The organism is uncultured Thiocystis sp., assembly GCF_903866365.1.
Classification (GTDB): domain Bacteria; phylum Pseudomonadota; class Gammaproteobacteria; order Chromatiales; family Chromatiaceae; genus Chromatium.
Window position 1 is genome coordinate 1 of record NZ_CAIPNF010000152.1, and the last position, 11738, is coordinate 11738.

Genomic DNA, 11738 nt, shown 5'->3' on the forward strand with positions numbered 1-11738 from the left:
AGGTAGACCGGGCGGTCTGGCTCCACGGGCGCATAGAGGCCATCGGCGCGGCGTGCCAGGCTCTTGAAGGTCAGCGAACGAGAGACGTATTCGCCCTCCAGGGTCCGCCCGCCTGTGAGCACCCGAAAGGCTTCAGGGCCGGTGGCGAGGAAGGTGTAGATTGACGAGTCGGTTTTCATGCGGTTCTCGGGGCGCGTCGATACGCGCTCAGTGTAGACGACGCGCGCACCGTCCCGTCAAGGGGCGCGGGGGCTTCGCCCATCGGCGCCAACGTAAGCCGCCAAGCCCTGGAGCCGGGTAGGGTACGCACCGCGTACCTTACGCCTGACTCCGGCGGGCAGCGGACCAAAGCGGTCCAACCCGACCTCGGCCATCCGCTTTACATCACCCGGCTTAATCCCGTACATTTAAAGAGTCGCTCCGAGGAAGCCATGATGCCCAGAGAACCCACCCGTACCGCCCGTCTGGAAGCCCGCGTCGCTCCCGATGTGTTGGCCGTGCTCAAGCGTGCCGCCGAACTGCAAGGACGCAGTGTCAGCGACTTCGTCGTGGCCGCTGCTCAGGAGGCCGCGTACCGGACGGTCGAAGACGCGCAAGTGATCCGGCTGTCGATCGAGGATCAGCGCCGCTTTGTCGAAGCCCTGCTCAATCCGGCCCCGCTGGCGCCGGCCATGGAACGCGCGATTGATCGCTATCGCACGTTGATTGCGCCGTCGCCGTGACCAGTGGCTGGCGCATCGAGCGTCTCGGGACGCAGGACCGAACGACGTTTTGCAGTGGAAGCGACGAGCTGGATCGCTACTTTCGGGATCACGTTACGCAGGACATCCGGCGCCGCTTGAGCAATTGCTTCGTGCTGTTGGATGCCAGCGATGGATTCGCGGGCTACTACACGTTTGCCGCCACCAGCGTGCCGGTCAACGAATTGCCCGCCGATCTCACGCAGCGGTTACCGCGTTATCCCAGCCTGCCGGCGGTCTTGATCGGTCGCTTGGCCATTGATCGGCGGTGTCATCGCCAAGGCTTGGGGAGTCTGCTGATCGCCGATGCCGCCGCCCGCGCGATTCGGGCCGAGCCGGCGATCTATGCGCTGGTGGTCGACGCAAAGCATGACGAGGCGGCGGCGTTTTATCTTCATCTGGGATTTCAATGCTTCTTCAGTCAACCGCAGCGGCTTTTTATCGCCCTCAGTGAGGTCGCAGGCCGACTGTCACCATGACCGCGCTCATGATTATGCCGCCGCTGTCCACCTGTCCCGCCCTGGTCTCCGCAGGGTGAGCGCGTATAATTTTTTCTGAAATCAATAAAATCAAACAGTTAAGATGCGAGCTTCACAATACATATGAACTGTAACTTATTGATTTATAGGGGTACGCGCTCGCCCTGCTGGTCTCCGCCAGCGGCGAGCGGACGCAATTGCGCTGTTTGGAATTCTTTGCCTCTCAATCTCCGCAACCCGCACACCCAGTAAGCGCGATATTATCTGGTTGCTGTACCCAATACCGCCATGGCCGCGAGGATGCGCTGGCGCTGTTGCGCTTCATCGACTGGATGATCTGGTTGCCTCGTCACCTTGACGAAGAATTGCGAAACGAGCTGATTGAACACAAGGAGAGCATCAACATGCCCTATGTCATGAGTTTCGAACGTCTGGCGGACGCGCGCGGGGAGAAGCGTGGAGAGAAGTGAGTTCAGTGCTGTCTTGAAAAGGAGCGATACGACATGACGGTTGCTGCGGTGGAACGTCGAGTGGATACACTCGAATACTACATGAAGGAATTGAGCTATCAGTCCATGCGGACGGAGATGGAACTGGCGCGACTCAGTCAGGAGATGCGTGACTTTAAGGATGAAATGAGGGTATTCAAAGGCGAAATGGGGGATTTCAAGGATGAAATGGGCGCTTTTAAGGATGAGATGGGCGCTTTCAAGGATGAAATGGGAGCGTTCAAGGACGAGATGAAGGACTTCAAAGACGAAATGAAGGACTTCAAAGACGAGATGCGCGATTTCAAGGACGAGATGCGGGAGTTTAAAGACGAGGCACGCCAGCAGAGTCGCGAGATGAACCGCAAGTGGGGCGATCTCTCCAACAAATTAGGCACCTTGGTGGAGGATCTGGTGGCTCCCAGCCTGCCGCGTATCGTGCAGGATGCGCTGGGGCTGGACGTGCTGGATCTGTCGATTCGTCGCAAACGCAAACTCTCCGATGGGCGGGTACGGGAATTCGATGCCATTGCGGTGGCCTCCGGGCTGGTTTGCCTTAATAGCACCAAGTCGACGTTGCGTAGCGCTGCCGTGGATGATTTCATCGAGGAAATCGAGCTGTTCCGGGTCTTCTTTCCGGAGTATCGCGAAACGCCGGTCGTGGGCATCCTCGCCAGCCTGCGCGTCGATGAGAGTGTCTTGAACCATGCCATTAAGACCGGCTTCCTCGTGCTGGCGACGGGCGATCAACTCATGGAAGTCATGAATCCACCTGGATTCGTGCCGAAGCGGTGGTGATCTCGTTTCAGCCAGGCATTGGCCGATATCCGAGCCGGGCGGAGAGCGTCCGGCCTGCTTCGATCAGATCCGCGACCCAGTCCAGCCGCCGCCGCTCGATCGGTGCCGAGACCGACAGGCCGGCGCTGACGTTGCCGGTGCTGTCATGGATCAGCACGCCGATACAGCCGACATCGATTTCCGCCTCCTCGTTGTCCAGCGCGTAACCCCGCGCCAGCGATTGTGAGCATTCCGTGAGCAGGCGGGGCAGATTGGTGATGGTGTTGCGGGTGTAGGCGGGCAGATTGGTGCGCTGCACATAGGCGCGCATGGCGTCCTCCCCGGCCGCGCCGAGCATGAGCTTGCCGACGGCGGTGACATGCAGCGGCGCGCGCGAGCCGACCAGTTGCTGCACATGGATCATACGGTTGGGCGTCGCCTTTTCGAGATAGACCACGGAATCGCCCTCGCGGATGGTGAGATTGATGGTCTCGCCGAGCCGGTCGCGCAGTTCCTCCATGATCGGTCGGGCGATGGCGCGGACATCGACGTTGCCGTGCAGACGCACCCCGAGTTGCAGCAGCCGCAGTCCGAGCCGGTAATGGCCGGCGCCGTCGCGCTCGACGAACTGGTTCTGGATCAGCGAGGCGAGGATGCGATGCGCGGTCGAGGCATGCAGCCCGGTTTCGGCGCCCAAAATCTTGAGACTGACCGGGTCCGGATAGCGGGCGATGGCATCGAGCAGGGCCGCCGCCCGGTCGATGACCTGGATGCGGGAGGAAGCGTGGGTGTCTTTCTGGGTCATACTGCGAATACCGGAAATTGATTTCATGATATGAAATCACAGTCCGGGTGATTTTGTCTTCCGGTTCCTTCCGATTCGAGGCCATCGGGGTGTCTTAAGGCGATTTTCTGAAAACAATCTACCCAACAGAAAGGCGTTGAATGGACAGGATTAACAGGATTGTTCAGGATGGACAGGATTTCGTAAAAAGCTGTTTTTAATCCTGTTAATCTTGAAAAATCCTGTTAATCCTGTCCATTTTGAAGCCTGTGGCATGGGTATAAACTTTCCCGGAAATCGCCTAAGCAGGATGCGAGCCTGTCGGGGCGAATGAATTCGCCCCGACAATTTACCGCATCGTGAAATCTATTCACTATTGCGGAAAACCACGTCTCTCCGTAGAGTTCGCCCAACGCACGGCCACACACAACCGGCCGGCTGAGAACATCATCCCACTGGAGAGACCATCATGACCGACTCGGCACACATCACGCTCGATTCCGCCCCGGACTTCTGCGAAGGCATGCTGCATTTCGGCGCGCTGCCGGCGGAGTTCGCCTCGCTCTGCGCGGAACCAGTCATCGCGGGAGGGCGCAACGGCATCGACCGGATCGACACGGCCGCGATCTATCAGACGCAACTGGCGGCGGATGCGCTGCGCTATCTGACCCTGCAACTCTGCGCCTCGAAGGAATCCGGTCATCCCGGCGGTTTCGCCAGCGCCGCCGATGCCTATGCCGCGCTGGCGATGCTGGGCCATACCAACATCGTGACCGAGGTGGGCCATCACGCGCCCGGTTTCTACAGCGCCATGTTCCTCGACGGCTCGCTGGAGGCGATGGGCATCCAGAATCTGAGCGATCTGCAGACCCGTTTCCGCGAGCGCGGCGGTCTGCTCGGGCATCTCTCGGGCGCCATTCCGGGACTGCTCGCGCCCGCCGGTCCGCTCGGTCAGGGGCAGCATTTCGCCATGGCCGGGGCCTATCTCAATCGCGACAAGCTCTTTCCCTGCACCATCGGCGACGGCGGTCTGGGCGAGCCCTATATCCTCTCGGCGATGAAGCATTTCCATACCGCCTATCCGGAGGTGACCAACTTCCTGCCGGTGCTGATCTGGAACGGTTTCAGTCAGGAGCATCATTCGATGGTGTCGCTGATGGACAACGCGGCCATGACCGCCTATTGGGCGGCGCATGACTTCGCGCGCGTGATCCTGATCGACGCCAAGACCTATGACGACGCCGGACAGGAGGGCGCCTACGTCGACAGCACCCGCTTCGGACCCGAGGCACGCCTGGCCTTCAGCCGTGCGATTCTGGAAGGCATGCAGGAGGCCGCCGACTCGGCCATGAACGGCACCCTGACGGCGGTGATCGTGAAGCAGCTCAAGGGCGCGGGCATGCACACCGTCGGCGCCAAGTCGCACAACCTCTATCCCGGCGACACGCCCGAGAAGCCGAACATCGCCGCCGCCCTGGAGCGCCGCGCGCTGGCGCCGCAGATCTGGCAACTGGTGCGCACCAACCTGAGCCGCGCCGGTGGCGGCCCGGCGGGCAAGACCGTGGTGACCGAGTTCGAGCGTCCGCTGGCGGACATCGGAACCCTGCCGATGCAGGCGTTCGCGCCCGGCGAGCAGGCGGTGCCGGCGAGCGCCATGGCGCAAATGGTCGCCGCGCTCGGTCAGCGCGATCCGGAATTCGTGGTGACCAACGCCGACGGCAACGAGGCGTCGAACATGAAGGCCATCAACGATGCACTCAAGATCCGCCATCCGACCGAGGATCCGCTCTACAACCAGAGGCCGAACGGTCAGGTCTACGAGCCGCTGAACGAGGACGCCTGCGCCGGTTTCGCGGCGGCCCTGGCGCTCTTCGGCGGGCGCTCGCTGTGGCTGTCCTACGAGAGCTTCGCCATCAACGGCTGGCCGATCGTGCAGACCGTGGGTCAAGCGATGGCGGAACTGCGCCATCGTACCCCGGCGGTGGTGACCATGTTCACCGCCGGCGCGCTGGAGCAGGGGCGCAACGGCTGGACCCATCAGCGCCCGGAGATCGAGAACTACATCGGCGGGCAGGTGCGCAATGGCAACGTCTATCTGCTTTACCCGGCGGACGCCAACATGATCCAGGCCGCCTATGCCTGGTCGGTGGAGCAGTCCAACAAGTGCATCAGCATCGTGGCGTCCAAGTCCGCGCTGCCGGTGTACACCACGCCGGATCAGGCGCGCGCGGCGATCGAGCAGGGGGCGACCTGTCTCTATGAGTCCGCGAGTGGCGACAAGGGCACGGTGGTGTTCGCGGTGACCGGTGACATGGTGTTCCTGCCGGTGTTCGCCGCCAAGGAGCGGCTGGAAGGCGCCGGCTATCGGGTGCGCATCGTGGCGGTGGCCAACCCGCGCCGGCTCTATCGCCCGCACGAGGTGGCTTGGTCGCACAGCGCCGAGGCCGATGACCGGTTCATGAGCGACGCGGATTTCCAGACGCTGTTTCATGGGGACGTGCTGATCGGCGTGAGCGGCGGCGGGACGATGGCGCTGGAGCCGATCCTGCTGCGCTCGCGTGCGGCGGCGCGGGATCTGTTCGGATGGCAGCGCGGGGAGACCACCGCCAGTCCGACCGAGATCATGGCGTTTAATGGCATCACGCCGGAGGGGCTGGCGGGACGCGCCGAGGAGTTGATGCGCTACGCGGCTTAACTGTCATTTCTCGACGACCTAAATCCGGCATTTTGAACCGCAAAGGCGCAAAGGACGCAAAGAAAAACAAGGGCTTGCAATGCACACGACAGACATCCTTTCGTGAATGATGTCATTGAGAAAAGGCATTAAAATCCTTCGCGTTCTTTGTGTTCTTTGTGTTCTTTGCGGTTCAACTGCTGTTTAGGGCCAACGCTTCCGTCCGTCTCGGGGCGTGGAGCGCCAAACCATGCGTCACCACCGCGGAACGGCGTGACGAGAACACCAGCTTGCGAGCACCCGCACCATGAGCCAGACAGCCACCACCAAGATCATCGCTATCGACGACGACCCGACCGGTTCGCAGACGGTGCATTCCTGCCTGCTACTGACACGCTGGGATCGGGGCACCCTGCGCGAGGCGCTGACCGACGACTCGCCGCTCTTCTTCGTGCTGAGCAACACGCGCGGCATGAGCGCCGACGAGGCGGCGTCCGTCACCCGCGAGATCTGTGTCAATCTCCGCGCGACCCTGGCACAGCTTGCCGACATGGGCACCCTCATCCATCCCGTGCTGGTCAGCCGCTCGGATTCGACCCTGCGCGGTCATTATCCGGTCGAGACCGACATCATCGCCGAGGAACTTGGCCCCTTCGATGCTCATTTTCTGGCCCCGGCCTTTTTCGAGGGCGGACGCATCACCCGCGACGGCATTCACTATCTGCTGATGGATGGCGTCCCGGTGCCCGTCAACGAAACCGAATTCGCGCGCGATTCGGTGTTCGGGTTCAGCCACGCCTTCCTGCCCGACTATGTGGAAGAAAAGACCGCTGGACGGATCACGGCGGATCAGGTCGAACGCTTCGGACTCGCGGACATTCGCGGCGACCTCGGCGCGCGTCTGCACGCGCTGCATGACAACCGCTGTTGCGTGGTCGACGCCGAGCGTCAATCCGATCTCGACGGTTTCGCCCGTCAGGTACTCGCGGCGGCGGGCGACGGCAAGCGGTTTCTGTTCCGCAGCGCGGCCAGTCTGTTGACGGCCTTCGCCGGTTTGCCGCCGCAGCCGGTGGCGCCTGACGCCATGTCCGCATTCGTCCGCAACGGTCGCCCCGGCGTGGTGCTGATGGGTTCGCATGTGGCGAAATCGACCCGGCAACTGGAGTCGCTGATCGAAAAGACCGACGTGGTACCGCTCGAAATCGATCTGGATCGCGTGCTGAGCGACGCGGCATCCCTGCGCCAGGAACTGCTGGAACGACTCGCGGACGCGCAGCGGAAAAATCGCGGCGCCGTGCTCTATACCAGCCGGGGCGAGCGCCGGTTTCCGAGCAAGGCGGAACGGCTCGCGTTCGGCGAGCAGGTCTCCGCCTTTCTGGTTGGACTCACCCGCGATCTGCCGCGCGAGATCGGCTTTCTCGTCAGCAAGGGCGGCATCACCTCCAACGACACGCTCAGCAAGGGGTTGGCGCTACGCACCGCGCGCGTGCTCGGTCAGGTGCATGCCGGCTGTTCGGTGGTGCGCTGTCCGGCCAATCATCCCCGCTTTCCCGATCTGCCGGTGGTGATCTTTCCGGGGAATGTCGGTGGCGACGATGCCCTGGCCGAGGTGTACGGGATTCTCGCGCGGGCGAGGTCGGCGATCTAGGATGCAAGCCGCAGCCACGCCTGTAGGGGCGGATGCATTCGCCACGTTGGTTGCGCGACATGCGCTTGACCGCTGATCAATGCCCAACCTCAAGCGGTCAGGAGATTGCCGGGATCTTGACCGATTTCCCGTTCAAATTTTTGACCACCGACCACGTAACGAGACCTAACGCGCTTTCGCCCCCGTCGAAGACTGAAAATAGTAACTGAGCTTGTCCGAGAGGTTGAGGTATTCCATCTGATCCTGGCTCAGGTCGGATTGGCACAGGCTCTCGCGGATGCCAACATCTTCCTCCGCGAGATTCAGCACCAGCGATTCCTCCTTGGGAATCTCCGGCGAGTAGAGCAGGACATTCGGTTTCAGCAGATCGGCCGCGTTGAGCGAGATCACCAGCGCAAGTCGCTCGTCGTGCAATCTGACGACGGTACCGGGCGGATAAACGCCAAGATTGGTGATGAAGGTGGTCAGTACCTTGGGGTCATAACAGGCGCGCTCCCTGGAATACATGCGCGAGATGGCCTGGTGAGGGGACAGCCCGCGCTCCGCCCCAAGCCCGTTGCACAGATTGTCATAGCGGTTGACGACCGTGACGATGCGGGTCAGCAGACCGATGTCCGCGCCGCGCAGGCCATCGGGAAAGCCACTGCCGTCCTGATGCTCGTGGTGCTTGGCGATGACCTCGACCACGCCCGGCGGCAGGCTGCCGATGCCGCGCGCGATCTCGGCGCCATAGCGGGTATGCTGTTCGTACAGCAGCCGTTCCGGGCGCGTGAGTTCGCCTTTTTTATGCAGGATCTGGTAGGGGATCTTCTGATGACCCAGGTCGTGAAAGAGCGCGCCGAGCCCGAGCTGACGTAGCTGAGCCCGTTCCAGGTTCAGCTTCTGACCGACCACCAGCGCCAGCGCGATGACATTGATGGCGTGAAAATAGCTGTTCTCGTCCTGGTGCTTGAGGTTAACCAGTTGGACCGTGGTCTCCTGGTCATCGGTCAGATCCTCGACCATTCCCACCACCAGATCCTGGGCCTCCTCGGCCGCCTGAATCGGCGAGGCGCGCAGATTGGCCATGAGTTTGCGCGCCGAGCCAACCGATTGAGTGTAGCGTTTGGCGCATTGATTGAGACGGGTGCGGCGCTCTTTCAGCACCCGGATACGCTGCTGTTTTTCCTCCCAGAGCGCGGCGGCCGGATTGTCCCCGACCGCGTCCGTTGGGGTTTGCGGGGGCTCGGGCGGCGGATCGGCGGCCGACGACGGGGCGTCGCTGCGCGCGGGATCGATGCGGACCTGCTCGATCCCGAGCGAGCGCAAGACATCCAGTTGCTTCTGGGTGCGAATCTTGAAGCTGCTTGTCACGAAGGGATGACTCATCCAGGGCAGGTCGAGATGGATAAACAAACCGATCCGCAGTTGACTTTTATCGACGGTTTCTTTACTCACATCACGCACCCAAATCGCCGCGAATCGATCGTCCCGATCCCGAGCGGTTGCGCCGCAAAGAACGCAACCGCATCAGGTTGCAACGGAAACCCGTTACACTCGTGCAGGAAAAGCCAAGAATAAGTCATTCGGACCCTCCCCGCTTGATTCTCGGCTTGACCACTTGTAGCGTGCAGGGTTTGGACCTGTCCAAGTCCACTGAACGCCAGGCCCTCCGACGCACCCGAGACCGATTGCAGTGACTGACTATAAACATACCCTGAACCTCCCCAACACCGGCTTTGCGATGAAGGCGAACCTGGCCCAGCGCGAGCCCGAGATGCTCAATCGCTGGGAGTCGCTGGACCTCTACGCCCGTATCCGCGCCGCGCGCGCCGGCGCCGCGACCTTCATCCTGCATGACGGTCCGCCCTATGCCAACGGCGACATCCACATCGGCCACGCGGTCAACAAGGTACTGAAGGACATCATCGTCAAGTCGCGCACGCTCGACGGCTTCGACGCGCCCTATGTGCCGGGCTGGGACTGTCACGGTCTGCCGATCGAGCTTCAGGTCGAGAAGAAAAAGGGCAAGCCCGGCCACAAGATCAGCGCCGCCGAGTTCCGCGTCGCCTGCCGCGAGTATGCCGCGAAACAGGTCGATGGCCAGCGCGGCGACTTCAAGCGTCTGGGCGTCTTCGGCGATTGGGAGCGGCCCTACCTGACCATGGATTTCGGTTTCGAGGCCGGGATCATCCGCGCGCTCGGCCAGATCATCGCCAACGGTCATCTCCAGAAGGGCGAGAAACCGGTGCACTGGTGCATCGACTGCGGTTCGGCGCTGGCCGAGGCGGAGGTGGAATACGCCGACAAGCAGTCGATCGCGATCGACGTGCGCTTTCCGGTCGCCGCACCCGAGGCGCTGAAAGCCCGCTGTCATGCGAGCCCCAACGGTTGCGGCGAGGGTCCGGTGTCGGTCGTCATCTGGACCACCACGCCCTGGACCCTGCCCGCCAATCAGGCGGTGGCGCTGAACGCCGATCTCGACTATGTCGTCGTCGAGGCCGTCTCGGCGCATGGAAAGGAGCGTCTGATCGTCGCCGAGGGTCTGCTCAAGGACACCATGGACCGCTGGGGCATCGAAGAGTATCGCGTGGTCGGCGATGGGCGCGGGATCGAGTTCGAGGGGCTGATGCTCAGGCATCCTTTTTATGATCGCGAGGTGCCGGTCATCGTCGGCGAACATGTCACGCTCGAAGCCGGTACCGGCGCCGTGCATACCGCGCCCGGTCATGGTCTGGAGGATTACATCGTCGGTCTGCGCTACGGCCTGTCGGTCGACAACCCGGTCGGCGGCGACGGGCGCTTTCTGCCCGGCACCGAACTGTTCGCGGGCGAGAACGTCTTTCAGGCCAATGAGCATGTCATCGAAGTCCTCAAGGCCAAGGGCGCTCTATTGCTGGAAACCCGCTTCACCCACAGCTATCCGCACTGCTGGCGCCATAAGACGCCGATCATCTTCCGCGCCACGCCGCAGTGGTTCATCAGCATGGACAAGCAGGGCTTGCGCGAGACCGCCCTGCGCGAGATCGGCAATGTCACCTGGATGCCGGACTGGGGACAGAGCCGCATCGAGGGCATGGTGCGCGGACGCCCGGACTGGTGCATTTCGCGCCAACGTACCTGGGGCGTGCCCATCGCGCTCTTCGTCCACAAGGAGACCGCCGCGCTTCATCCGCGCACCGCCGAACTGCTCGAACTGGTCGCCAAGCGGGTCGAGAAACACGGCATCGAAGCCTGGTTCGAGCTTCATCCAAGGGATCTGCTGGGCGACGAGGAAGGCGCGCGCTACGACAAGGTCCACGACACCCTGGATGTCTGGTTCGACTCGGGCGTCACCCATGCCTGCGTGCTGGAACAGCGCGAGGGGCTGCGCGCCCCGGCGGATCTCTATCTGGAAGGCTCGGACCAGCATCGCGGCTGGTTTCAGTCCTCGCTCATGACCTCGGTGGCCATGCACGGCCACGCGCCCTATCGTCAGGTGCTCACCCACGGCTTCACCGTCGATGCCCGGGGCGAGAAGATGTCCAAGTCCAAGGGCAACGTGGTCAGCCCTCAGAGCGTGATGAAGACACTCGGCGCCGACATCATCCGGCTGTGGGTCGCCGCGACTGACTATCGCACCGAGATGAACGTCAGCGACGAGATTCTCAAGCGCACCGCCGACGCCTACCGGCGCATCCGCAACACCGCGCGCTTCCTGCTCGCCAATCTGAACGGCTTCGATCCGACCATCCATGCGGTCGCGCCGGGCGACCTGCTGGCGCTCGACCGCTGGGCGGTCGACCGCGCCGATCAACTCCAGCGGGAATTCAGGGACGCCTATCGCGACTATCAGTTCCATCTGATCGTGCAGAAGGTCCAGCAGTTCTGCGTCGTGGACATGGGCGGTTTCTATCTGGACGTCATCAAGGACCGCCAGTACACCACCCAGGCCGACAGCCTGCCACGGCGCTCCTGTCAGACCGCGATGTATCACATCGTCGAGGCGATGAGCCGCTGGCTGGCACCGATTCTCAGCTTCACCGCCGACGAGATCTGGCGCGAGATTCCGGGCGAACGCGACGAAACCATCTTCACCGCGACCTGGTATGAAGGACTGTTCGCACTGGAAGACGGCGACCCCATGGATCGCGGATTCTGGGACCGGATCATCGCCACCCGCATGGCGA

At 62.4% G+C, this 11738-nt stretch carries 10 protein-coding genes; 7 read left to right on the top strand and 3 right to left on the bottom strand.

What is annotated here, in order from left to right:
* Window positions 1-179 (bottom strand): DUF2887 domain-containing protein (locus tag QZY07_RS08835; RefSeq protein WP_295401677.1); only part of this gene is annotated, 179 nt, incomplete at its 3' end.
* Between the two features lie 252 nt (window positions 180-431).
* On the opposite strand from QZY07_RS08835, the gene QZY07_RS08840 reads away from it, so the two are divergent.
* The 4 genes from QZY07_RS08840 (at window position 432) to QZY07_RS08855 (ending at window position 2505) form a co-directional block, all read left to right on the top strand.
* Window positions 432-722: a DUF1778 domain-containing protein gene (locus tag QZY07_RS08840; protein ID WP_295401661.1), complete on the top strand. Its 291-nt coding sequence runs from the start codon at window positions 432-434 to the stop codon at window positions 720-722.
* Window positions 719-1219 carry a GNAT family N-acetyltransferase gene (locus QZY07_RS08845; protein ID WP_295401663.1) on the top strand — a complete coding sequence of 167 codons (501 nt, stop codon included), beginning with the start codon at window positions 719-721 and terminating at the stop codon, window positions 1217-1219. Before QZY07_RS08840 ends, QZY07_RS08845 begins: the two co-directional genes overlap by 4 nt.
* Before the next feature lie 206 nt (window positions 1220-1425).
* Window positions 1426-1689, top strand: a complete 264-nt coding sequence (locus QZY07_RS08850) for a hypothetical protein (protein WP_295401664.1) — start codon at window positions 1426-1428, stop codon at window positions 1687-1689.
* Between the two features lie 33 nt (window positions 1690-1722).
* The gene (locus QZY07_RS08855; protein WP_295401665.1) at window positions 1723-2505 is read left to right on the top strand and encodes a hypothetical protein; all 783 of its coding nucleotides are present in this window, start codon (window positions 1723-1725) and stop codon (window positions 2503-2505) included.
* A 7-nt stretch (window positions 2506-2512) separates the two neighbouring features.
* On the opposite strand, the gene QZY07_RS08860 is transcribed toward QZY07_RS08855, so the two are convergent.
* A complete protein-coding gene (locus QZY07_RS08860; RefSeq protein ID WP_295401667.1) occupies window positions 2513-3316 on the bottom strand; it encodes an IclR family transcriptional regulator in 804 nt (267 codons plus the stop codon).
* 421 nt (window positions 3317-3737) lie between these two features.
* Here QZY07_RS08860 and QZY07_RS08865 point away from each other — a divergent pair, with 421 nt between their 5' ends.
* Window positions 3738-5963: a phosphoketolase gene (locus QZY07_RS08865; protein ID WP_295401669.1), complete on the top strand. Its 2226-nt coding sequence runs from the start codon at window positions 3738-3740 to the stop codon at window positions 5961-5963.
* Between the two features lie 286 nt (window positions 5964-6249).
* Window positions 6250-7590: a four-carbon acid sugar kinase family protein gene (locus QZY07_RS08870; RefSeq protein WP_295401671.1), complete on the top strand. Its 1341-nt coding sequence runs from the start codon at window positions 6250-6252 to the stop codon at window positions 7588-7590.
* A 165-nt stretch (window positions 7591-7755) separates the two neighbouring features.
* On the opposite strand, the gene QZY07_RS08875 is transcribed toward QZY07_RS08870, so the two are convergent.
* Window positions 7756-9027: an HD-GYP domain-containing protein gene (locus QZY07_RS08875; RefSeq protein WP_295401673.1), complete on the bottom strand. Its 1272-nt coding sequence runs from the start codon at window positions 9025-9027 to the stop codon at window positions 7756-7758.
* Window positions 9028-9265: 238 nt separating this feature from the next.
* On the opposite strand from QZY07_RS08875, the gene ileS reads away from it, so the two are divergent.
* Window positions 9266-11738 (top strand): isoleucine--tRNA ligase (ileS, locus tag QZY07_RS08880; protein ID WP_295401675.1); only part of this gene is annotated, 2473 nt, incomplete at its 3' end.

What these genes read in the sequence shown, in the direction of transcription:
- QZY07_RS08865 (WP_295401669.1), top strand. Translation starts at nt 3,738, where the DNA reads ATGACCGACTCGGCACACATCACGCTCGATTCCGCCCCGGACTTCTGC.
- QZY07_RS08840 (WP_295401661.1), top strand. Translation starts at nt 432, where the DNA reads ATGATGCCCAGAGAACCCACCCGTACCGCCCGTCTGGAAGCCCGCGTC.
- QZY07_RS08860 (WP_295401667.1), bottom strand. Translation starts at nt 3,316, where the DNA reads ATGAAATCAATTTCCGGTATTCGCAGTATGACCCAGAAAGACACCCAC.
- QZY07_RS08855 (WP_295401665.1), top strand. Translation starts at nt 1,723, where the DNA reads ATGACGGTTGCTGCGGTGGAACGTCGAGTGGATACACTCGAATACTAC.
- QZY07_RS08870 (WP_295401671.1), top strand. Translation starts at nt 6,250, where the DNA reads ATGAGCCAGACAGCCACCACCAAGATCATCGCTATCGACGACGACCCG.